Source organism: Paraglaciecola hydrolytica (assembly GCF_001565895.1).
In the GTDB taxonomy this organism is placed as follows: Bacteria; Pseudomonadota; Gammaproteobacteria; order Enterobacterales; family Alteromonadaceae; genus Paraglaciecola; species Paraglaciecola hydrolytica.
The window spans coordinates 1,022,926-1,047,629 of the sequence record NZ_LSNE01000003.1; the positions used below are offsets into that span (position 1 = coordinate 1,022,926).

A 24,704-nucleotide genomic window follows, 5' to 3' on the forward strand; every position below is an offset into this window, starting at 1 on the left:
ATGTCAGTATGAAAACCTTTAATTTATTAAGAGGTCTCGTTTGTGGCCTCTGTTTTATTTGGTCTGTTCCTTCGTTAGCAGATTGGAGCCCCATTGACGCGGGGCTTGATTTAAGCTCCTCTCGTCCAGTACTTGATCGAGTAACTCGCACCAACAAAGTATTGGTGACCATCAAAAATACGTCTGCAACAGCCTTAGCTGGACCTTTTCACTTAGTCATTGGTAATACCTCTGTGCCTGTGGTCAATGCTGACGGACAAACCACCGAAGAACAACCTTATCTGTTAGTGAACAAAGAACAACTTGCTGCCGGTGAGTCTTTTAACATTAATGTTGCTTTTGAGCTTACCCGTGGTGCCATCACTTTTGATTTAAGCCTACAGAATAACGCTTCAGACTGGACTATGGTGTGGAACGATGAATTTGATGGCAGCAACATTGACCTGAATAAGTGGAGCTACGCCTTAGATTGTAACGGTGGTGGCAATGCTGAAAAACAATGTTATACCGACAATGCTGAAAATGCTTATTTGGATAATGGCGTGCTCAAGATTGTGGCTAAGCCACAAGCGGGACAACCATTGCCTTATAGCTCAGCTAAATTGCTGACCAAAGGTAAAGCGGATTGGACTTACGGCCGTTTTGAAATTCGTGCCAAGGCGCCTAGAGGTCAAGGTTCATGGCCAGCAATTTGGATGTTACCGACTGAGCAAGTTTATGGTGGTTGGCCACATTCTGGTGAAATAGATATTTTTGAAGCAGTTAACCTCGGTGCGCCTTTATCTGCTGGTTCTGCCGAGGTGCAAACTGATGTATATGGCACATTGCATTATGGTAAAAGCTGGCCGAATAACGATCATTCCGGTCATAACTATGTATTAGCGAATAAAGAAAACCCAGCGGATGCTTTTCATGTTTATGCCCTTGAATGGGAAGAGGGAGAGATGCGTTGGTATATGGACGGCGTGTTGTATGCAACCCAGCGCCAGTCTGAAGTAACAGTAAACGGGCAAGGGCAGCCTGATGGTTTGTCACACAAAGGCTGGTATACCGAAATCAATGGTGAAGTAGTGTGGAATGCCGCTCCCTTTGATGAAAAATTTCATTTGATCTTAAATTTTGCAGTGGGTGGTAGTTGGCCTGAAAACGTTAATACTGGCGGTGTTGATCCCAGTGCTTTTCATCAAAATAATATCTTTGAAGTGGATTATGTGCGTGTTTATGAATGTTCAATCTCTCCGCTTAATGGCCAAGGCTGTGCCACGGTGACCCCCGGCTATGATGAGCTAATTCAAAATGGCGGCACCCTAAAACAAGGTCAAGCGCCTACGCCGGTGCCACCTTCTGATGGTATTGCCCGCGAGTTGGTGATATTTGCCGATGAGATGCATGAAAGCTGGCCAGCTTGGGATTGTTGTGGTGGTTCAACACCAGCAGTAGTGTTAGAGGACGGAGAGCACGGCGGTGTGGTGGAGTTTGCCATCGGCTCAACACCTACCGTAGTGGGTTTTAATACCAATGTTTCTAATCTACCTAAACCCTATGATGGTTCGCCGATGTTAAATAACGGCGTATTAGAATTTGATCTTAAACTGGTCAGCGCGCCTACCAATACCAGCGCTAGTTGGAATCTTAAAGTAGAGCAAGCAGGTGCTACCACTGAGGCTGTTGTCACTATTAAAACCCCTACGACTGAATGGCAGCATTATGCTATTCCGCTACGTAATCTTGCAGGGGGTGGACTTAACCTAAACGGTATCGACGTGGTGATGATTTTTCCTGATTGGGGACAAGGTGAAGGTGCAGTATTCAGAGTCGATAATGTGGCTTTTGTCGAAGGTGAGGTAGCTCCGCCGGGTAATGGCCTGGATAAACAGGTATTAGTGGATTTTGAACAAACTCAGGCAAGTTATGGTTTTAACAATTTTGATGGTGGGGTTTCTACTGTCATTGCCAATCCACACAGTAGCAGTGCTAATTCCAGTGCCCAAGTCGTGCAAATGCAGAAGTTTGCCGCCCAATCTTGGGGTGGTACTACTTTCAATCTAGCTGCGCCCATCGATGTAGATAATAGTTTGTTTAGCATGAAGGTGTGGTCTGATCGAGCAGTCAATGTGCTGTTTAAACTAGAGGGCATGAATGTTGAGCGCAATGTGGCTCATAGTGGTTCTGGCTGGGAAGAACTGACCTTTGACTTTAGCGGTGCAGTAGGCACAGGTGTAACAAAAATCACGGTTATTTTTGATTTAGGTATCATGGGTAATGCTGCAGGTAATCCGAGCAACTGGACCTTTTTCTACGACGATGTTGCCTTCTATGTGGAGCCACAAAACGAGGTGCTGGATTTTGAACAAGCGGTTAACTCTTATGGGTTTAATAACTTTGATGGTGGTGTTTCTACTGTCATAGCTAACCCACATAGCACAGATATCAATATCAGTGCACAAGTGGTGCAAATGCAAAAATTTGCCGCGCAATCTTGGGGTGGTTCTACCTTAGATTTGCCTGCGCCTATTGATGTTGATGGTACAGTGTTCAAGATGAAAGTCTGGTCGAACCGAGTGGTCAATGTGTTGTTTAAGCTTGAAGGCATGAATGTCGAACGTAACGTGGCACACAGCGGTTCGGGTTGGGAAGAACTCATTTTTGACTTTGCCGGCGCAGTGGGTACTAACGTCAGTAAAATAACCATCATCTTTGATTTAGGTGTGATGGGTGATGCCAATAACAATCCAGATAATTGGACCTTCTACTACGACGACATTACTTATCCCAAGGCTGAGGAAGTGGTTGAGCCACCACCGCCAGCCTCTGGTTTTAAAGTGGATTTTGAGTCTGCGCCCTCAAGTTACGTTTTTGTCAATTTTGATGGTGGTGTATCCACAGTTGTTGCTAACCCTCATAGTGGTGCAGGTAATAGCAGTGCCCAAGTGGTAAAAATGCAAAAATATGCTGGGCAGCATTGGGGTGGCTCTACCTTGAATTTGAGCTCAGCCATCAATGTTGATAATTCAGTGTTTAGCCTTAAAGTCTGGTCAGACCGAGCCGTTGATGTGCTGTTTAAACTTGAAGGCATGAATGTTGAACGCATCGTTGCTCATAGTGGTTCTGGCTGGGAGCTATTAAATTTTGATTTTGCTGGAGCAGTGGGTAGTGGTGTCAGCCAAATTACCTTGATTTTTGATTTGGGCACTTTGGGTAATGCTGATTCTGATCCGGCTAACTGGACCTTTTATTACGACGATATGGGCTTTGCAACTGACGAGGAAGCCGACTCATCTACCTTGTTAGTTGATTTTGAAGCAAGCCCTGCCAGTTATACTTTCACCAACTTTGATGGCGGCGTGGCAACGGTTATCGCCAATCCACAAAATAGTGCGGCCAATACCAGTGTGCAAGTAGCACAAATGCAAAAATTTGCAGCTCAACATTGGGGGGGCACGACGCTAAATCTGGATTCACCTGTGGATATTGATAACACTATCTTCACGATGAAAGTCTGGTCGGCACGGGCAGTTAACGTACTGTTTAAACTCGAAGGATTAAATCAAGAACGCAACGTGGCCCATAGCGGCAGCGGCTGGGAGGTCTTGCCCTTTGATTTTACGGGAGTTACCGGCAGTCTTAGTCAAATTACCCTTATTTATGATCTGGGTATAATGGGCGATGCCGCCGGTAATGCTGCGGCTTGGACTTTTTATTTTGACGATATAGCCTATTTAGGTTCTTCAGCAGCAACAGATACCGACGGTGATGGGGTGTTAGACGGTGATGATTTATGCCCTAATACTCCCGCGGGTACTGCAGTCGATGAAAACGGCTGTACCCTTGTGGCCAATGTTGATAGCGATGGTGACGGTGTGTATGACAATGTTGATGCCTGTCCAGGTACACCTGCAGGTACACCAGTGAATGCCGCAGGTTGTGCCATTGTTACTGGCAGTGTCACAGGTATAGAGCAATTTAGTGCCAATGCAGTGGTATTTTATGTGAATACTGTGGGTTGGGCCGATGTGCATTATCGCCTTAACGGAGGTGGTCAACAAAATCTGCGTATGCAAAATGCTGGCTCACGCAATACCTATAACCTTGGCAATCTGACCAGTGGTGATGTGATCAGCTACAACTTTACCTATTTACAAGATAGTGGCCCGGTAATTGATTCTCCTATCGCTACTTATATTGTAGGTAATGATTTGTCTGCTGATACCGATGGTGATGGAGTGGGAGATCCTTTTGATAATTGCCCTAATACACCAGCAGGTGATGAAGTTGATGCCAACGGCTGTACCATTGTAGTTATCGGCGACAGTGATAATGATGGTGTACTGGATGATGTTGATCTTTGCCCCAATACCGCACCTGGTGTTGATGTAGATGCTGATGGTTGTGCCTTAATCCCCATTGACGATGCTGATAATGATGGCGTGGCTGATGAGTTTGACCAATGCCCAGCAACCCCTGCTAACAGCTTAGTTGATGCGCAAGGCTGCCCCATAGTGCAATCGGTCAGCGAAGTATCGTCGATTAATGATATTTTAGTGGGTGGTTACGGCTCTCCGCGCGCAGGTTTTGCTCTCTACGTGTTTGACAATGATTTACCCATTGTTGACGGCAGTATTTGTAATGATGGCTGCGCCACCAACTGGCCGCCGCTATTAGTGGCTGACGGTGTAGCTTCTGGTGTAGCGGGTTTAAGCACAATTACTCGTGACGATGGCAGCATCCAAGCTACCCATAACGACCGTCCTTTGTATTTTTACAGTGGTGATTTGGCCGCTGGCGATACCAACGGCGATGGTTTAGGTGGTGTGTGGCATCTGGTTGCTTACAGTATCAATATTGGCGACATTACGCCCTTATATAGTGGTAGCACAACGTTAGAGCAACCTATCTCCTTTGACCGGGGTGATGCTTTAGTCACACGCTTTGCCGACCGTGGCCGAGATCGTCATGCCAAAGAAGATCAGTTCCAAATTTACGATCATTACCTTTCACATTATTGGACTCACCGTACTGCACAATTTGAATTTGTCGATTATGTGGCTAAAGGTGGCTCCACCATCGAGGTTAATTTTATTACTGAATGGAAACTAGGCGCTCGTGAGTTCAGAGCTTGGTACCGCGGTTTAGGCACAGTAGCCGAATATCACGGTAACTACTTTGGTGGCGGCGCGGTAGTAGAGGTTGATAACGGTAGTTACGATTTTAACTTTAATAAAATCAGTAATGTTGGGGATCAATACCGTTACCGTGTAGTGATTGAGGATTATCGCCCGCTAAACTGGAGTGCTTCAAACGGAATGTTGCCTTTAGAGGTAGGTCAACGTATGGAAGTGGAAGTCAGCCAGTTCCTTGATGCGCCGCCTGAAGGTCGCGAAAACTACTACGGTACTACCTACTTGTACATTGTAGGGCAAGGTATGGTGCCGTGGAAAACTGTCGGTACTTTTGGTGATTTAGCCTCAGAGCGTGAAGACTCTTATCCTATTGATCAGTCTGCCTGGTTAGGCGGTAAAACCACTTTGCCTTATAACTACACCAATGAGCCAGACAATCACTTTATGCAAATGGCCACTAACTTGTCGAATGTAAATGGTCAGGTATTTGTAGAAGGTCGTCGGGTGCATCACAGCAGTTTTATTAATGGACAACATGATGAACACGGTGGTGAGAATGGCATATTTAATGAAGTTGTAGGCAAAGCAGGTACTCACTACGTTAATGAGAGCTGTGCAGGTTGCCACGTCCGTAATGGTCGCGCTGCACCAGTTGCTATTGGTGAGTCATTAGATAAGTGGGTGTTCAAAGTCGGTGATATTAGCGGCGCGCCGGATGCTAATATTGGTCGTATCTTGCAACCCAAAAATGTCGGTATTGATAACAACACCCAAGGAGAAGGCAATGTATCTATTGCTTCGTGGACCGAGAACAACGGTTTACGCTCACCAAATTACCAATTCAGTAAAGCTACACCTGCACAGTTTTCGGCACGTATAGCGCCACAACTGGTGGGTTTAGGTTTGTTAGAAGCCATTCCTGAATCGGCCATCATCGCCATGGAAGACGCTGATGATCTAGATGATGATGGGATCTCAGGTCGCGCCCAACGCACATTAGATCCACAGACTGGTGAAACCCGTTTAGGCCGCTTTGGTTATAAAGCTGCGGCTTTTAGTATCAAACATCAGGTAGCCACTGCCTTTAACAATGATATGGGTGTTATGAATAGCATATTGCCTGAGCCAGATTGTGGTTCTGCGCAAACGACTTGTGGAGTTGCAGGTTCAGAAGTTTCCGACAAACACCTGGATGAACTGAGTAAATATATTTCATTGTTGGGCGTGCGCGCACAACGTGATATTGATAGTACGCAAGTTCAACAAGGTAAAGCCCTGTTCTCCAACATTGGTTGTGTGGGTTGTCATACTGATACTTTACAAACCAGTGAATTCCATCCTTTATCGGAGTTAAGAAGTCAAACCATCCATCCTTATACTGACTTGCTATTGCATGATATGGGGGAAGGTTTAGCTGATTCCTTGGCTGAAGGGCAGGCCAGTGGTGCCGAATGGCGTACTGCGCCGTTATGGGGTTTAGGGTTGTCAGCTTGTGTGACGGCCGGCGTAACCAATCCTATCGGAGGCCAAGGCAATGAAATATGCACACCGGAACATAGTTATTTGCATGATGGTCGTGCACGTACTATTGAAGAAGCTGTGTTGTGGCATGGTGGCGAATCTGCGGCATCAAGAGTCGCTTTTGAAAGCCTTAACTCAGGTGATAAAGCCGCAGTTTTGGCGTTTTTAAACTCTTTATAAACGTTAGATTCTGATAATCAATAATAAGGCCCTAAGCTGTTAAACCAGCTTAGGGGCTTTTTGTTATTTACCTTTCATCAAATTTTAAATTGACTAAGTATACAGTGGTTTATACAGTATATTTATTCAGTCTTTCTGCACACAGAGCTAAGGCTCTTCGATGTTTTCAACATGCGTAAAATAATACATATCGACATGGACTGCTTTTACGCAGCGGTAGAAATGCGCGACAACCCCGCTTTGCGAGAAGTGCCTTTAGCCATTGGCGGCAGTAGTGACAGGCGTGGAGTGATTTCTACCTGTAATTATATTGCCCGTCAATTTGGCGTGCGTTCTGCCATGGCCACAGCTCATGCGTTTAAACTCTGTCCTAATTTAGTTTTGGCTCCTGGGCGTATGGAAGTTTACAGTGATATTTCTAAACAAATCCGTGAAATTTTTGCCCGCTATACCGATAAAATCGAACCATTGTCACTCGACGAAGCCTACTTGGATGTGAGTGATTCAGAGTTGTTTGCTGGCAGTGCCACTTTGATCGCTCAGGATATTCGCAAGGCAATTTTTGCCGAAACTGGCTTGACGGCCTCAGCAGGCGTAGCACCCTGTAAATTTGTCGCCAAAATTGCCAGCGACGAAAACAAGCCAGATGGTATTTGTGTGATAACCCCAGACAAGTTGGATGCTTTTGTCTTAAAACAGCCTCTACGTAAAATTCCTGGTGTAGGTAAAGTTACCTGTGAAAAACTCAATACTATGGGTTTGCACACGTGTGCGGATGTAAGACAGTTTCCTTTTGATGAATTGATTAAACGTTTTGGTAAATTTGGTGCGGTGATTTGGGCCCGAAGCCACGGTGAAGATGAACGAGAGCTGCAAACCGACAGACTACGTAAATCGGTCGGTGTGGAGCGCACTATGGCCCAAGACATTAGCAGTAAAACCGAGTGCCAGCAAATGGTTGAAGCCTTGTTTCCTATGTTAAAAAAACGTTTGCTCAAAGCCAGCCCCGATCTGCATATTCAAAGTCAGGGGATCAAATTAAAATTCAGTGATTTTCAACAAACTACCGTTGAACACCGTTGCAAGGTACTAACTAAAAGCTATTTTGCAGAGCTACTGAAGCAAGCCCTTGAACGCCAGCAAAACCGTGGCATCCGCTTAGTCGGCTTACATGTGGGTTTAATGCCAGAGCGCACAGAGCAACAACTGAGTTTTGATTTTAACCATCAAATGTCGAGCTAATAAAGCCCTTACATGGCAGATGCAGATCATATTGCTTAGTTATTGAATCTTTAGTAGCTCCATATCAAACATCAGTGCTTCATCATAACCAGCGTTGGATGGCTGGGATTTACAGCCATAAGCGAGTTTTGCTGGTACATAAACAAGCCATGAATCACCTACCACCATTTCGCTTAAGGCCAGTTTCCAGCCTTCAATGACTTTAGAAACGGGCAGAGCTGCACGGATGCCACTATCAATGACCGTTCCATCCAAGCGGCGGGTAATATAATTGACTAACACGGTATCGCCTGATTTGGGATGTTGAGTGCCCTTACCTTGCTGGACTATTTTGTATTGATAACCCAGCGGCGATTTTTGTACACCTTGTTGTTTGGCGTTTTTGATAAAAAACATTTGTGCATTTACCTGATTTAAAGCCGCGCCAGGTTTAGTGCACACCTCTGAAGTTGAACTACAACTGGTTAAAATAACCATGGTTAAAGAGGCTATAAGAGGCCGAGCAAAAATCTTGTTCATGTTGAATTCTATCTATTTATACTATGTCGCCAAATAGTAAATAATTCAGCGGCTTATAGATAGGGATGTAAGCCCTGTTTGCTTGTATTTTCTAGGTCTTACAGCTCCTGTAAACATTGCTTACAACAAAAGCTTGTGGGCTTTAACTATATGGGTAGACTATTTTTTCATACTTAATTTTTAAACTAGGTAATAAGGTTATGCGCGCCATGCCGGCTAATGTTTGGTTATTAACCCTGATTCAGGCACTGGTGATGTGTGTTGGTACTATGATGGTATTGTCGGGCGGCGTATTAGGTGCCCAGCTTGCCCCTGATCCTAAGTGGGCAACTTTACCCTTAGCCATGATGATTGTTGGAGTTGCTACCGGTGTATTGCCCCTTACCCGCTTGATGCAACACTTTGGGCGTAAACCTGTGTTTAGTGCTCTGGCACTATCATCGTGTGTGGCCTGTATTTTTGCGGCGTGGAGCATTACTCAACAAAACTTTAGTGCCTTTACCTTGAGTGGTTTTATGTTGGGGATCAGCACAGCAGGGTTTCAGCAAATTCGTTTTGCTGCGATGGAATCTGTCAGTCCTGAATTGATGCCCAAGGCTGCGTCCACTGTACTTTTGGGTGGTTTGCTGGCGGCTTTTATCGGGCCAGAGCTGGTTATGTTGGGTAATCGATTAGTCACAACGGAATTTATTGGCGGTTTTTATTTGATGGCCGGTATTTTGGTACTTGCCTGTCTATTATTCACTGCAACCAATAATACTCATGTTGCAATCAACAAGCAGGACGGCACTGGGCGGCCCTTAAGGATTATCATCAAACAACCGGTGTTTATCTTAGCGGTATCGGCTTCAGTAGTGGGTTATGCGCTGATGAGTTTTATTATGACCGCTACACCCGTGCATATGCATGTGATAGAGCATCACAGTTTGCAACATACCAAATGGGTGATCCAAAGCCATATCTTTGCGATGTTTTTCCCGTCTTTATTCAGTGGCTGGCTGATGACTAAGATAGGCGTGAATCGTGTGATTATGCTGGGCATTGCCGCCTATATACTGACCATAGTTGCAGGCTTAAGTGGTGGGCATTTGCTTAACTACTGGGTCGCACTAGTATTATTAGGTATTGGTTGGAATTTTTTGTTTGTAGGTGGCACCGTGTTATTAGCTAAAAGCTACTTAACGGCAGAAAAATTTAAAGTACAGGGCCTTAATGAGTTTATGGTCTTTGGATGTCAGGCGCTTGCTTCACTCAGTGCAGGATTACTGCTCAACCTCTTAGGCTGGCAAGGTCTGTTAGTGTTTAGTTTAGCGATTGTGGCCTTGTTAGTGGTAGTTGTAGGCATACAAGGCAGTAAAGGATTATTTAGTTTAAAGCGGGGAGTGAGTTAATTATGACTATAGTTGCAGGCAAGTATCGCCATTATAAAGGCAACGATTATCAAGTAATTGGTATTGCCAAACATTCTGAAGATGAGTCTGAATTGGTCGTTTATCGGCCACTTTACGGTGAACAAGGCTTATGGGTTAGACCTTTAGCCATGTTCAGTGAAAGGGTGATGGTTGATGACATTGATATGCCACGTTTTAGCTTGATAGAGGCCGATTAATTACTATCGTTGATGAAATAAACGGTAGGTTAGCCTTGAGGCCGCTTATAACAACATCTCTATTTTGAAGGGCTAAAGCCGCTATCTACAACAAGCCAAGATAATTCCAAACGATCAGGCAAAAAACACGACAGTCAGCGTCCAACATAGTGCCGCTAATGTGGCGGCATAAGTTGCAGGGATAATCTGGCTTTTAACATGATCCATCAAGTCACAGCCTGTCGTCATCGAACTTAAAATCGTGGTATCTGAGATAGGCGAACACTGATCGCCATATACACTGCCATTAAGCACAGTGGCAAAACACACCATTAAATACAATTCTGGATGGGCCAATCCTTGCGTTTGGGCGATAGTCCAAGCCAAAGGCAGTGCCAGCGGAAAAGCGATGGCATAAGTGCCCCAACTGGTACCGGTAGAAAAGGCAATTAGCATGGTCATTAATTGCAAGATAACCGGCAGGCACCAAAAAGGAATTTGAGCGCCTAAGGATTCTACCAAATATATTCCACCACCAAGCTGTTTGCTTAACATGCCAATAGTGAGTGCTAACATTAAAATTACCGATGCGACGACCACGCCTTTTAAACCATTGCCAAAACCATCTAATACCGCACTTAAGCCGATGCCCTTATACAGCGCGATAATAATCGAGAGTAATAAAGCACTGGCAAAAGCCCAATGAATTTGCGGTGAGCCCATCACAAAGTGAGAAACAATAGCGACTAAAATTAAGCTGACTAAAGGCAAAATAAATTCAAGCACATGGGCTTTATATCCTGGTGCTGATTGGGCGCTGTGTAATTCTTTGGCGGCGATTGGGGATGCATTGGGCGCATCTAGTTCACCGGTTGTGCTAGCTCGCAGATTGGCTCTTTTCAATAAAGGACCACTAAAAGTGGTGATATTCAAACTGAGTAATAAGGTGCCAATAATCGCAAAAATGGCGTAAAAACTCAGGGGCACGCTGGCAAAAAAGAAGGCGATACGATCACTCTCGGTGGCTAAAAAAGCCACGCCGGGTATAAACAAAAAGCCCTGAATATAAGCAGGCCAAGCGTTAAATGCGATAAGCGACGCGACTGGAGAGGCGGTGGAATCAACCACATAACTGAGTTCTTCATGGCTCACTCCTGCTTTATCTGCGAGGGGTTTAACTGTGGTGCCCACTAGTACCGTGCTCATGGTGCCACCTTGAAAAAAGATAATACCTAAAAACCAAGTGACGACTTTGGCCGAGCGTGGACCTTTAACATAATGAAGGCTCATATAGTCTGCAAACGCTTGGGCTGCACCGGTTTTAGCCCAAATGCCCATCAATCCACCTAACAACCATAAATATAAAATCAGGATGGAGGCGGCGTTTGTGGTGCCAATGGTAGGGATCAAAACAAGATTTAATATGTCAAATTGCCCTAGCATTATGGCGCCTACCACTATGCCACTTGCGAGGGCAACCAGTGGCTCTCGGGTTAACAAACATAAAACGATGGCGATAAAAGCAGGTAATAGCGACCAGATGCCAAAATGAAAATCGGCCTTAAGCAACACCAGATTTGCAGCGACTTCCTCAGCTGTTATGTTTGCGTCGGTCGGCAAGCTAACCCACTGTTGTTTAATGCTAGGCGCTCCACTCAGTTTATCTAAGGCTTGCTGACTCAGTTCGGAATCTTGATAAGCCACGATATTATCGATAGCAATAGTTTTACCGGCCGCTCTATACATCCAATTACCCTCTGCATCCGTATAGGTTTGGTAGCGTAATTGGGATTCAACCCAAGTGGCAGGAATGTTGAAGTTGATATAAAAAGCGCTGGCGATACAAATTAAAAATAAAATTAAGGTAAACTGTTTGTTGAGCTTCGACATGCTGTATTCTTTTATTTTATTGTTAGCATTAATAACTCAATCTAACATTTACTTTCCATTTTTACTTTTACTTTTCAAATAAAAAAGGGCTAAAAACAATGTCTATAAAGGTACTGACTCTGGCAAGCATTTTTGCTTCATTAGGGATTTTTTCGGCGCAGGCACAAGATGCCTTTGCAACCGCTAAAATAACGGCTCAGCATGTGAGTGAATCAGTCCACATGTTAACTGGCATGGGCGGTAACATTGGTGTATCAGCCGGTAGTGATGGTTTGTTGGTGATTGATGATCAATACGTACCCATGGCAGAAAAGATTGCCGAAGCTTTAGGTACCTTGGATAAATCTAAGGTCAAATACTTGATCAACACTCACTATCATGGCGATCACACCGGCTCAAATGCCTATTTCAAAGATACGCAAGACAGCACTATTTTTGCTCATGAAAATGTACGTAATCGTTTGGCCGAAGATGCAGAATTAAGTACCTCAGCTTTGCCTATGGTCACTTATGAAGAAGGGCTTACTTTTCACTTTAATAGTGAAACCATTCAGGTGATGCATTTGCCAGCCGGTCATACCGATAGCGATAGCGTGATTTGGTTTAAAGAGGCTAATGTATTACACGCTGGCGATTTGTTTTTTGAAGGGCGTTTTCCTTATGTTGATTTGAATGGCGGCGGCACGGTAGCGGGTTATATCAAGAATGTGCAAAGCTTGTTAACTATGCTCAATAGTGACAGTCGTATTATTCCGGGCCATGGCAAATTAGCCACTAAAGCAGATTATCAAACCTTGCTGGATATGATGATTGAAACGGCCGCTTTTGTTAAAACCAAAAAAAATCAGGGTGTGAGCCTCGATGATTTAATCGCTGTGGGTTTGGGTGATAAGTGGAAAGGCTGGTCTTGGCAATTTATTACTGAAGAAAAGTGGATCAGCACTTTATATAATGGGCAGTAAATAATGCAACAAAGCAGTCGCGAAAACTATCAACTGGTTAACGCTACTGAGCAGCACTTGCTCAGTGTTAAAACCTGGTTTAACAGCACTGCACAAATATTTACTTGGGGTGGGCCGAATATGGTTTACCCCATGGCTGACAATGACTTTTTAGATTTAATGCAAGCTGAGCATCTTAATTCTTATGTATTAACAGACAATTCTCAGCAGATGCTGGCCTTTGGCCAGTTTTATATGCGCTTGGGGCGCCACCATCTAGGACGTTTAGGGGTAAATCCATCGTTCAGAGGGCAGGGGCTTGCTAAACCTTTGATAAAAAAACTGTTGGCCCTTGCCCATAAACAACAAAACGCCCAAGGGGCGTCATTGTTTGTATTTGCCGATAATCTAGTCGCTTTGCAATGTTACGCCTCACTGGGATTTGAGCTAGCTAACTATCCCGATCCTATGCCTGGCAATATGCAAAACTGTTTGTATATGGTTCTTGAGCAAACCTCTTTATTAGCTTTGATTACAAATTAGCTTATTTATTCTCGGCATCGGCTAAAACGTAACGTTGTTCACCCGCAATCCAGGTTTCGATTACTTGAGTTTTCCAGATATCTTGCGCTTTAATCTTAAAAATATCCTGATCAACCAATATAAAATCGGCCCACTTACCCACCGTCAATCCACCTAAGATATTTTCTTGATGGGCGGCATAGGCTGCATCAAGGGTAAAAGCCCGAAATGCTTGTTGAATGCTTAACGCTTCTTCAGGGATCCAACCAGCAACTGGCTGATTGTCACGATCTTGCCGCGTTACTGCCGCATGTAAACCGTAAAATGGATTGGCGAGTTCTACCGGAAAATCTGAACCAAAGGCCAGTGGTGAGCCTTGTTTTAAAAAGGTATGCCAAGCGTAAGCGCCTTTTAAACGTTCTGCGCCAATGCGATCTTCGGCCATGTTTTTGTCGCTGGTGGCGTGAGTGGGTTGCATGGAAGGAATGATGTTTAAACTGAGGAAGCGAGGAATATCTTCCACCGCTACCACTTGGGCATGTTCAACTCGGTTACGAAGGTCTTGACCACCAATTCGTTTAAAGCTGTCGGCAAATTGATCTAATACCATGCGGTTCGCTCGGTCACCGATGGCATGAAAGTTAAGTTGAAAGCCATGACTTAGGACAAGATCAAAAAGGGGTTTAAAATCTGCTTCACGGGTGAGCAATAAACCACTATTGTCTGGTGCATCTGAATAAGGTGCTAATAATGCAGCACCTCGGCTGCCTAAAGCCCCGTCACCATAAGCTTTTACACTGCGAATAGATAAGTAGTCATACTGGTCTTGTACAAAGCCTCTTTTAAGCATAGCGCTTAGATGGGGGTCACTAGCCGACAGCATTGGGTAGATACGTACAGGTAAAGAATGCTCTGCTTGGCGCTTTATATAATAATCATAAATATCTTCACCAATACCAGCATCATGAACACTAGTAATCCCTAGTGATAGCAGGTGCTCACCTGCGACATCTAGTTTGTTTTTTGTACTGGCTTCTGAGGATTGAGGTAGGTGCTGCCAAACTAAACTATCTGCTTTATCTATCAGTACGCCAGTGGGGTTGCCCTTGGCATCACGAATAATTTTGCCACCCGGTGGATCTAAGGTTTCTTTAGTAATGCCAGCTAATTCTAAAGCCTTGCTATTTACCCAACTGGCGTGTCCATCTACCCGAGATAATATGACAGGCCTATCTTGAATATATTCATCCAACAACTGGGCGCTTGGAAATTGTTTGTCGGGCCACAATACTTGATTCCAACCACCGCCAGTAATCCACTGTAATTCAGGATGTTTTTTTGCGTAATCACTGACTTGTTGGGCCGCAATACTGGCTGAGCCAACACCACGTAAGTCAACTTCAAGTAAGGATTCACCTAAACCCATAACATGACCATGGGCATCAATTAATCCAGGTAGTAGTACCTTATTGTGACCGTCAAGCTGGGTGGCATGAGGGTATTTTTTGGATAGCTCGCTCCCACCAATGGCGATTACTTTGCCACCATCAAATACCAAATTACTAAAGCTTAATAATTTGCCATCGTTGTCGAGTGTGTAACCTTTCACGTTAAATAGTTGGCTAGGGGCAGCCTGCACGGCAGTACTCAACAGCATAAGTACAGTGATTAACAACGTTTTCATGGGTACTTCCTAGAAATCAGCTGGATAAGTACTGATAACTTGCCTTAAGCAAGACAGACAAGCAAGAGTTTGCCTTGTTTAAATATCACTCAGGACAGGCAAGTACCAAAGTAACAAGGGTGACTGAGCCAGTGTGTCTACTGATTTCAAAACCCTTTGAGTCGAGCACCACTGCTTGATTGGTGTTGGCGGGCAGTTGATAGCGTTCCCGCAACAAACTACGTTCGCGGCCAGTCACACTAAGGTAGGGCGCTTCGTAGTACCAATTATTCAAATCAATTAAGTGAATGTTTTGGCGTTTAAGTTGGGCATCTAACTGAGTTACTTCGTCGATAAAATAAGACTCAGCATTACGTTGTAATGAATAAATAATCGTACAAGTGGGGCTAAACTCGACAGTGGCTTTAACCGGTAAAACAGGCAGGCACAGCAATAAGGTTAATAGCAAGCTTAAGCGCAAAATGAGGTTCCCAAACGTAAAATAGTCTTAGTTATGGCAGTATTCTGCCTTTAAATCAACAAATTAGGTAGTTCTTCTAGGTGATTGGTCTGCCAGATTTTTTGCATTTTGCTTTGGTCAATGTTGCCACCTGAGAGGATCACCAATACGGTTTGCGGACTGTTTTGGTTTTTTAACCACTGACAAACCGCTTGCATACTCATGGCACTGGTAGGTTCGACGTGGATTTTTAATAGATGTTGTAACCATTGGGTCCAATAGGCAATTTGGGTCTCGCTTACTTCAACTATGTCATCGAGTTGTTGTAAAAAGGGAAAGGTCTCTTCTCCTACTGCCAAGGTCGCTGCGCCATCCGCCAAAGTATTGGGTGAATCATCCAGAGATTGAATAGTACCAGCACGCAAGGACTGGGCTGCGTCATTACCCATAAGGGGTTCAGAGCCTACGACCGCGCAATTAGGATTGATGCCTTTGGCATAAATCAAAGTACCCGCAACTAAACCACCACCACCAACAGGAGCAAATACGCCATTCACGGGTCCCGTTTGCTCTAAGGCATCGGCCACTACAGTGCCTTGTCCGGCAATAATGTCGGCATGATTAAAAGGTGGCACCCACAAAGTATCAGGCTCACTGGCGGCAAGTTTAACTTGTTGGTCGGCTTCTCTGCGGGTTGGATATAATTTTAACTCTGCACCATAAAAACGGGTGGCTGCGGCTTTAACACTAGAAATATTTTGGCCACTAAATATCGTGGCTTTTTTACCCAATAACTTAGCAGCATAGGCTACAGCTTGCGCATGATTACCTGAACTGCTGGCCACGATGTGGCTGGCGAGAGTGCCTTCTTCCTGCGCTTTTAACAACATGTTGAGTGCGCCACGAATTTTAAAGGCGCCAATTTTTTGTAAACACTCAGCCTTAAACAAGATGCGGTGTCCTAACCATTCGTTGAGTAAAGTTGACTCGAGAATAGGAGTTTGATTGATAAAAGGTTGTATACGTTGCTGTGCTTGCTGGATGTCTTGAAGGCTGACTGACGACATAGTTCGTTAATTTTCAAAGGCAGGTAATGGGCTTAGGTGCATATTAACATGATGAATTAGTTTATGACTTACTTTATGACTGACTTGAATTCAGTCCCTTACAAAAAATTTTTGTAAGGGAGAAAAAACATGAGTTTATTAGATGCCTTGTTAGATAAAACGACACAAGTAACTCATTTATGTTTACTAGTGGCCATTTACTAGCCACTAGTAAGTGGTTTTGTTACATACCAAAATGTTTATCAAAAAAGTTGGTGATGGTTTTATACAAGTGGATACCGGTGTTTTTGCCATTTATGCTGTGTTTTTTACCAGGGTAATCCATGCTTTCAAAAGGAATGGCTAAGTCTTGTAAGTGTTTATACAACATGGTGCTGTGAGTAAACAAGACGTTGTCGTCGGCCATACCGTGATAGATCAGCAAGTCGCCTTTTAGGTCTTTTGCGTATGGGAATACCGAAGAAGCGGTATAGGCTGCTTTATCGGTTCTGGGGTCACCCATATAACGCTCAGTGTAGAAAGTATCATAGAGTTCCCAGTCGGTTACTGGTGCGCCAGCTACCCCTGCTTGAAAATAATCGCCAGCTTTAAACATGCCCATTAAGGTCATGTATCCGCCATAACTGTGACCGTGAATACCAATTCTTGTGGCATCCACATAAGGCAAATTGCGTAAAAACTTAACACCTTCTATCTGATCCCGTACTTCGATATCACCCATTTTTTTGTAAATAGGATCTTCAAAAGCTTTACCACGGTAGTTTGAGCCACGGTTATCTAGGGTAAACACAACATAACCTTTGTTTACCCAATGTTGGAATAACAAACCACGATTGCCAGCCCAGCTGTTAGTGACTTGTTGGGCATGGGGACCGCCGTATAGATAAACGATAACTGGATGTTTTTCTTGCAGATTTTGCGGTTTATACAGGCGGTAATAAAGCTCTGTACCATCTTCTGCTTTAAAACTAGCAATATCCGGTTTAACCCATTGCTCCTGATAGGCAAATAAGGGGTGATTGGTATCAATGGCATTTTCGCTCAACCAAGTGATATGTTCGCCATTAGCCCGATGCAAGCTAACTTGAGCAGGGCTGTTGACCGTAGAAAAATTGTCCACATAAATGCTGGCATCTTGGCTAAAGCTTATGTTGTGAAAACCGCGGCGCTGAGTAATGCGTTTTAGCTCGTCATTTTTTAGGGATACAGAATAAAGATGGGCTTCAGTGGGCGTATCAACTCTGCCGGTAAAATAGATAAGTTGTTTCTTTTCATCTATTGCCTTGATGTCGTCAACCACCCAAGGACCTTTAGTGAGTTGTTTTACCAACGTGCCGTCGTTGTTGTACAAATATAGATGTTTAAAACCATCACGTTCTGAGGCCCAAACAAATTGTTTTTTGTCGCTTAAAAAATGTAAGTCGTCATGTAGGTTAATCCACATTGCACTGGTTTCTGTTAATAAAGTGCTCTGTTTTTTATCATGCAGATTATACGCCTTGAGCAACAAGGTTTGCTGACTACGCGGCTGCATTTGATAAGTTAAATTACGGCTGTCAGCCATCCAATCTACGCGATTTAAATAAATGTCTTTATCTTCACCCAAGTCCACCCATTGAGTTTGCTGACTGGCAACGTCCATCACGGCCAGTTTAATCAGTACGTTAGGCGTACCAGCGGCAGGATAACGTTGAGTGATCATCTGAATAGAATCCGCATAAATTTCACTGCGGGTGACTTGTTGTACTGGGCTTTCATCAATTTGGGTAAAGGCGATATAACGCTCGTCTGGTGACCACCAATAACCTGTCATGCGGCTCATTTCTTCCTGAGCGACAAATTCAGCCATGGCATTTTTAATATTGCCTTGGCCATCATGAGTTAAGCGGGTTTCGACACCGTTTTTGATATGTTTGATGTACAAATCTTGGTTTCGTACATATGACACATAGTTGCCATTAGGCGATAACTTAAAGTCGGTTTCAAACTCAGGAGTATCAAGCAATTGCAGGGCTTTTTTAGCGCCCAATTTAAAATAATATAGATCTCCAGCCAAAGGGAATAATAAGGCCGTGCCATCTGGTGACCATTCATAACTTACTATACCTGTGCCACTTAAACGCATACGCTCGCGGCGGGCTTTTTCTTCATCTGAGAGTGCTTCTGGGCCTGAACTTAAATCATCGGAGTTAAATAATATCTGGGTCTTTTTAGTTTTGAGGTCGTACTCCCACAAATCTAGGCGCTCATAGTCACTGCTTTTACCTTGTAAAAAAGTCACTCGTTTGCCGTCTGGTGATATTTTTAAATTGCGTGGCGCGCTGCCATCTAAAGCTGGCGAAGTGAATATACGTTCTATGCTTAGGGTGTCACTGTGGCTGGTGTTTGTCATAAAACTGAGTCCCAAAAATAAAAGACAGGTGAGTTTTTTCATTATTATCAGTATCCTGCTTGAGTTACATTAGCTTCTGTCATTGGTTGAACGTGGCCAAGTCCTTTAAGTATTATTGTGCAGGTAAAACATGTCAGTAAAAATTCATGCATTAGTGCTGGGGGCCACGGGATTAGTTGGAAAAGCCTTGGTTGAACAACTGCTCGTAGATGAGCGCTATGAAACTATTACCTGTTTGTTGCGTAAGCCTTTAAGCCGCCAGCTTTTTAACAACCAACAGGCTAAATTGCAACCCATAGTTATTGATTTTGAGCGCTTACAAGAATATCAGGGCTACTTTGGTGCCCAGCATATTTATGTGTGTTTAGGTACCACAATTAAACAGGCTGGTAGTCGTGCTGCCTTTCGTAAAGTGGATTTTGAATATGTGCATATCGCTGCTCAATTAGCCCGTGCTCAGCGAGCCTTAAGTTTTGTGTGGATATCTTCCGTTGGAGCCAATGCTAAAAGTCGTAGTTTTTACTTACGCGTTAAAGGCGAGCTTGAAAACGCCATCATGGCCATGTCGGGATTGCCTCAATCATCGGCGGTGAGACCTTCTTTACTACTGGGAGAACGCAAAGAACAACGCTTTGCTGAAACCTTGGCCGCTAATATTGCGAGTTTTATAAGCCCTGTATTCAAAGGCAAATTGGCAAAATACCGCCCTGTACATGCTGCCGAAGTAGCGGCGCAGATGATCCGTTTGCAACAATTTTGAGTAAACATGACAGGCAAAAATAAGGGATTTCAGTTTAAGCAGTTTTATATCGAACATAGTCGCTGTGCCATGAAAGTGGGCACCGACAGCATTATGTTAGGTAGCTGGATTGAACCAGCAGGCGCAACAAACATCTTGGATATCGGCACTGGGTCAGGTTTGTTAGCGTTGATGTTGGCACAAAAATCCACTTCCACCGCAAAGATTTTAGGCATAGATATTGATCATGAAGCTGTTGAGCAAGCTAAGGTTAATGGTGTAAATAGCCCCTGGGCTGACAAGCTGAGTTTTGTCCAACTAGCGGCGCAAGAGTTACAAACTGCAACGCACTGTTGTCAGTCTTTTGATTTGATCGTCAGTAACCCACCGTATTTTCCCTTAAATATTACTGCTAACCAACAAAATGCACCTAAAGCCGATTTGTCACGTATCGTTGCTAGACAAACCACGAGTTTGTTGCACACCGAATTATTAAATTATGTAAACATTCACCTATCACAGAGCGGTTGTTTTTATTGTGTTTTACCAGCAGATTGTGCCGAAAATTTTATTAACTATGGGGCACTACTTGGTTTGCATCTTGAGCAACAATTACTGGTGCAAACTCAGCCAGCAGCAAAATTCACTCGAGTATTATTAAAATTCAGTCGTTATAAAAAGGAGGCGCAAATTAATCGGTTGACTATTTATAATAAAGACAAGCATTATTCAGATGACTACATTAGTTTGTGTAAAGCGTTTTATTTAGCTTTTTAAACGTTTATTACCTTTACATAAACTTAGTGCAGTAAGGCAGCTAAAATTGGAATGACACTCTAGTCTTGATAAAAGTCTAGTACTCACGAAAGTTATAGGAGAGCGCGATGCGGACACTTAAATTGCCTTTATCCATCACCACACTGGTCGAACAACTGCAGATTGTAGAGCTTAGCTGGCAAGGGATCCCTATTCAGCTGCCTAAATTTGCTGTTTATGCCGTATTAGACAAACCCCTATTTGATAAAGTGATATACCGTAATGGTAGGCAAATTGGCTTGTTGCAGTTTGGCCGTTATGCCATTCCGGTACTTGATCCTTTCCGTGCCGATGTTGATCCTCAGCCCAATTTTGCCATAGTCATTAGTCACGCTCGAGATAATCGTTTTGGTTTGTACGCTTACACTGCTGATCATATTAACTTCGATATCTCTGTGCCTTTTGGTCATGGCTCAGTGGCAAAAATCGTTCAGGCTTATGTTTAGCTATCTTACAAAGGTAGATGTAAGCTTTACCGACGCAATGTGTAAAAATGCCAATTTTCTTTAAGTCTCGGTGATCCCTATTACGCCCTGATGCGTATGAAATCTAGCTAGTTGCACTTGGAATGAAATTTGATACTCATTTACGTTAAGCTGTTTTTAAAATGGTTTAGTGTTGATATGCAGTTAAACAAGGATTGAGTATGTGTTCTTACAGTAAAGTGAATGACTTTAGTTATTATTTTTTCAGCACAGATTATGTAAATAAAAAGATCGTAAGTAGCATGGTAAAAGTGGTAATGGTCTTAGCGGTGAGTCTATTTTTAAACGCTTGTGCGGCTAAGCCTGAGCCACAAAGAATATCAACTGAAAATAGTACATCAACTGAAAATACCTCGACACCCAAGGCAGAAAAACTGCTGGTTAAAAGCTCTCATGGCACCTTTGAACTTGAACCAACGGTTGTCGCCTATGAGCCAGAAACCTTTAATGATCCATTAGAAGGTTTTAATCGGCCAGTTTTTGCATTCAACGATTTTATGTTTCGTTATGTTTTGATCCCCGCCAGTCATGGTTATCAAGCTGTGGTGCCATCACCGGTGCGCAGTGGTGTGAGCAATTTTTTCAGTAATATCCGCGAACCTCTAAATGCCATAAATCATGCCATGCAAGGCAGTGGCTCTAGCCTTGGCACCAGTGTTTCGCGCTTTTTGATTAACTCTACTGTTGGTATTTTGGGTTTATTTGACCCAGCCGATCACTGGTTTGATATTAAAGAAAAAAAAGCCACCTTAAACCAGACATTAGCATCTTATGATATGGGGTATGGCGCGTTTTTAGTTTTGCCTTTTTTGGGTCAAACCGATACCCGCAATGGCTTTTCAACTGTGGTAGAAGGCATAGTGCATCCGATAAATGCGTTAAGCAATTCGCCTGAGACTCTATATATCCAGTCCTATAACAGTTTTCATGAGTTTGCCCCTCAAGCAGACGGTTACGAAACGCTCAAGCAACAAGCTGAAGATCCTTATTTATTTTTCCGTAATCTGTATTTGCAAGGCGTCTTACGTGATCAACAATTTTCAGAAAAGGTAGTGGGCAGTGAGTCTTTTCCATTAAATCCTCATTCTACTGGTCATCAAAAAGCCCAAATTAAGTCTGAAGAACCGATGGCGGAGCAATAAGATGCAAGGACTAGCGCGTTTTATCACCGCAAATAACAAGTGGATAATTGGTTTTTTTATCGTCATTACCCTTGTACTAGCTTGGTTTGTGCAAAACTTTAGGATCGATGCTTCAGCCGAAACGTTGTTAGTTAAAAACAACAAGCTTTATATTGAATCACAAGTGATTAATCAGCGATTTTCGCCCCAAGAATTTGTTTTAGTCGCTTACCAACCTAAACAGGCGGAGCTATTTTCTGACGATACTTTTGCGGTTTTGGGCGAGTTAAGTCTTAAATTTGCACAGCTCGACAGAGTAGAAGCCCTTACTAGCATATTGAATGTGCCCTTACTGTCTAAGGCTGGGTCTTTAGATAGTGAGCTAAATCCTGATGATTGGACTTGGGAAAAACAAGCTTATGCACCCCAAGAAATGCGGCAGATATTTGTCAAACATCCTCTTTATACCGACTTGTTAGTTAACGAAAAGATGGATGCGACGGCTATTCAAATCGTATTTAAGTCCGATGAAGAGCTGACAAAAATTACCGACCAAATAACCGAGCTACAACAAAAAGTACTGAGCGATACATTTACTGACGAGGATCAACTTAAGGTCGATGAACTGCGCGAGCAGGCGGACCCTTTAGAGCAAAAACTAGCTAAACAACGTCAACAAGAAATCGAACAAATCTATCAAATTATCGAACCCTACCAAACTAACGCCAATATCTATTTAGGTGGCGCCCATGTTTTGGGTTTTCAGCTAATTGATATTATTCAGAATGACTTAGTGTTGTTTGGCAGCGCTATAGCTGGGGCAATTTGTGTTTTGTTATTGGTGATATTTCGTCAATTTCGTTGGGTTTTGGTGCCAATTATTTGCTGCGCGGTCAGTGTGGTTTGGACCATAGGTTTATTTGGTTTATTGGATTTACGTACCACGGTTATTTCGTCGAATTTTGTGGCTTTACAACTAATCCTGACACTCGCCATCGTCATCCATTTATTAGTGGAATACGGCCAGATTGCTCAAGACAATCCGCAGGATAGCCAAGTCGATTTGGTACAAAAGACGTTTTTACACAAACTCAGTCCGTGTTTTTATGCCGGTATCACGACTTGTGTGGGTTTTGGCTCTTTGTTGTTTAGTGGCATTCAGCCAGTAGTGTCTTTTGGCTGGATGATGATGGTGGCCATGGTCATATCTATTCTGGTCAGCTTGATTTTGTTTCCGGCCATTGTGTGTTTGTTCAAACGCAAAGATAAAAAACAGGGGCATAAGTTATCCAATAAACTTATCGCGCTGTTACAAAATCTCAGTCTAAAACGCAGCTCGTGGATTTTTGCGGCCAGTGGCGTAGTACTGGTACTGAGTATTGTGGGTTTACTTAAGCTCAACGTTGAAAACAGCTTTATTAATTATTTTGCTTCCGATACTCGGGTATTTAAAGAATTATCCTTTATTGATCAACAATTTGGTGGTTCGACCCAACTTGATGTCATCTATGATATTCCTCAGCAACAGCATGATAAAGACTTAGTGTTGACGGCAGAAAGTATTCAGTCATTACAAAAAGTACAGTTTGTGATGCGCCAATTTGAGGCCATGGGCAACGTGACTTCTATCGTGAATTTTACTGAGCTTGCCAAGATCATCAATGACGGCAAACCGTTGACCGAATATGAATTAACCGTGATCTATCGCTTGATTGATAAGTCGCTGACTGAAAAGTTACTCGGTTCTTATTTTGCACCAGAGCACAATCAGTTGCGCATCAGTAGCCGCATTAAAGATACTACCGAGGGTTTGAATCGCGCCGAGTTTATGCAGACTCTAAAAAGTGATATTGAAGGAGTGTCGGTGGTGGCCAACTCCTTTACCCTGGGTAATTTGTTTGTACTTTATCAAGACATATTGCAACGATTATTTAGCTCACAAATTTTAACTATGGGCATAGTCTATGTGGCTTTATTTGTGGTGTTACTGGGCATTTTCCGTTCGTTTAAAATTGCCGCCATTGCCATTGTGCCAAATATTATTTCGACTCTTGTGGTCTTAGGTACTATGGGCTGGTTTAACATTCCGCTGGATTTGATGACGATTACTATCGCTGCGATTGCTATGGGCATCGCGGTGGATGATACCATTCATTTTGTGCATCGTTTTACCGAAGAATCACAAACGCAATCGAGCATTGAAGCGGTTAAAGCTACGTATGGCAGCATAGGTTTTGCCCTGCTGTATACCTCGTTTATTATTACTTTGGGTTTCTCGTTGCTGAGTTTTTCAGACTTTGTACCCAGTGTGATGTTTGGTTTGTTGACCGGTTTAGCCATGTTAGTGGCACTGCTGACGGATTTAACTTTACTACCCGCCATGCTGGCGCGGTTTTGTAAGTCTAAGGCAGATAAAACTGAAGTGGCTGAGGCCTGAG

Annotated in this window: 17 protein-coding genes; 11 read left to right on the top strand and 6 right to left on the bottom strand. The window is 43.4% G+C overall.

Annotation, left to right across the window (positions count from 1 at the left end; translation table 11 throughout):
• Positions 1 to 8: 8 nt before the first annotated feature.
• A complete protein-coding gene (locus AX660_RS23535; protein WP_082768763.1) occupies positions 9 to 6,821 on the top strand; it encodes a di-heme oxidoredictase family protein in 6,813 nt (2,270 codons plus the stop codon).
• 171 nt (positions 6,822 to 6,992) lie between these two features.
• On the top strand, positions 6,993 to 8,063 hold the full coding sequence (gene dinB, locus AX660_RS07000) for a DNA polymerase IV (RefSeq protein WP_082768764.1): 1,071 nt from the start codon (positions 6,993 to 6,995) through the stop codon (positions 8,061 to 8,063).
• A gap of 39 nt (positions 8,064 to 8,102) precedes the next feature.
• On the opposite strand, the gene AX660_RS07005 is transcribed toward dinB, so the two are convergent.
• A complete protein-coding gene (locus AX660_RS07005; RefSeq protein WP_068374456.1) occupies positions 8,103 to 8,582 on the bottom strand; it encodes an FKBP-type peptidyl-prolyl cis-trans isomerase in 480 nt (159 codons plus the stop codon).
• A 209-nt stretch (positions 8,583 to 8,791) separates the two neighbouring features.
• Here AX660_RS07005 and AX660_RS07010 point away from each other — a divergent pair, with 209 nt between their 5' ends.
• Both AX660_RS07010 and AX660_RS07015 read left to right on the top strand, forming a co-directional pair.
• The gene (locus AX660_RS07010) at positions 8,792 to 9,973 is read left to right on the top strand and encodes an MFS transporter (protein WP_235594672.1); all 1,182 of its coding nucleotides are present in this window, start codon (positions 8,792 to 8,794) and stop codon (positions 9,971 to 9,973) included.
• Between the two features lie 2 nt (positions 9,974 to 9,975).
• Entirely contained in the window at positions 9,976 to 10,191 is a 216-nt protein-coding gene (locus AX660_RS07015; RefSeq protein ID WP_068374462.1) for a DUF1653 domain-containing protein, read from the top strand.
• 114 nt (positions 10,192 to 10,305) lie between these two features.
• Here the strand turns inward: AX660_RS07015 and AX660_RS07020 are convergent, their stop codons facing one another.
• Positions 10,306 to 12,060, bottom strand: coding sequence for a Na+/H+ antiporter NhaC family protein (locus tag AX660_RS07020; RefSeq protein ID WP_068374466.1), 1,755 nt, complete (start codon positions 12,058 to 12,060; stop codon positions 10,306 to 10,308).
• A 98-nt stretch (positions 12,061 to 12,158) separates the two neighbouring features.
• Here AX660_RS07020 and AX660_RS07025 point away from each other — a divergent pair, with 98 nt between their 5' ends.
• Positions 12,159 to 13,022 (top strand): MBL fold metallo-hydrolase, encoded by an 864-nt coding sequence (locus AX660_RS07025; protein WP_068374469.1) that lies wholly within the window; start codon positions 12,159 to 12,161, stop codon positions 13,020 to 13,022.
• Positions 13,023 to 13,025: 3 nt separating this feature from the next.
• Entirely contained in the window at positions 13,026 to 13,544 is a 519-nt protein-coding gene (locus tag AX660_RS07030) for a GNAT family N-acetyltransferase (protein ID WP_068374472.1), read from the top strand.
• A 1-nt stretch (position 13,545) separates the two neighbouring features.
• Here AX660_RS07030 and AX660_RS07035 read toward each other — a convergent pair whose 3' ends face one another.
• From AX660_RS07035 to AX660_RS07050, 4 genes are all read right to left on the bottom strand, one after another.
• Complete coding sequence (locus tag AX660_RS07035) at positions 13,546 to 15,207, bottom strand: amidohydrolase (protein WP_068374475.1); 1,662 nt, start codon at positions 15,205 to 15,207, stop codon at positions 13,546 to 13,548.
• 85 nt (positions 15,208 to 15,292) lie between these two features.
• Positions 15,293 to 15,667: a hypothetical protein gene (locus AX660_RS07040; RefSeq protein ID WP_082768765.1), complete on the bottom strand. Its 375-nt coding sequence runs from the start codon at positions 15,665 to 15,667 to the stop codon at positions 15,293 to 15,295.
• Between the two features lie 50 nt (positions 15,668 to 15,717).
• A complete protein-coding gene (locus tag AX660_RS07045; RefSeq protein ID WP_068374481.1) occupies positions 15,718 to 16,713 on the bottom strand; it encodes a serine/threonine dehydratase in 996 nt (331 codons plus the stop codon).
• Between the two features lie 223 nt (positions 16,714 to 16,936).
• Positions 16,937 to 19,105, bottom strand: a complete 2,169-nt coding sequence (locus AX660_RS07050) for a S9 family peptidase (protein WP_407669346.1) — start codon at positions 19,103 to 19,105, stop codon at positions 16,937 to 16,939.
• 130 nt (positions 19,106 to 19,235) lie between these two features.
• Between AX660_RS07050 and AX660_RS07055 the strand changes: the two genes are divergently transcribed.
• The 5 genes from AX660_RS07055 to AX660_RS07075 all read left to right on the top strand — a co-directional run bounded on the left by AX660_RS07055 (position 19,236) and on the right by AX660_RS07075 (position 24,703).
• On the top strand, positions 19,236 to 19,865 hold the full coding sequence (locus AX660_RS07055; RefSeq protein WP_068374487.1) for an NAD(P)H-binding protein: 630 nt from the start codon (positions 19,236 to 19,238) through the stop codon (positions 19,863 to 19,865).
• Between the two features lie 6 nt (positions 19,866 to 19,871).
• Complete coding sequence (locus AX660_RS07060; protein ID WP_068374491.1) at positions 19,872 to 20,621, top strand: tRNA1(Val) (adenine(37)-N6)-methyltransferase; 750 nt, start codon at positions 19,872 to 19,874, stop codon at positions 20,619 to 20,621.
• A gap of 107 nt (positions 20,622 to 20,728) precedes the next feature.
• Positions 20,729 to 21,106 carry a hypothetical protein gene (locus tag AX660_RS07065; protein ID WP_068374494.1) on the top strand — a complete coding sequence of 126 codons (378 nt, stop codon included), beginning with the start codon at positions 20,729 to 20,731 and terminating at the stop codon, positions 21,104 to 21,106.
• Positions 21,107 to 21,306: 200 nt separating this feature from the next.
• A complete protein-coding gene (locus AX660_RS07070; protein WP_235594673.1) occupies positions 21,307 to 22,287 on the top strand; it encodes an MlaA family lipoprotein in 981 nt (326 codons plus the stop codon).
• A 1-nt stretch (position 22,288) separates the two neighbouring features.
• Positions 22,289 to 24,703, top strand: a complete 2,415-nt coding sequence (locus AX660_RS07075; protein ID WP_068374497.1) for an efflux RND transporter permease subunit — start codon at positions 22,289 to 22,291, stop codon at positions 24,701 to 24,703.
• Position 24,704: the final 1 nt, after the last annotated feature.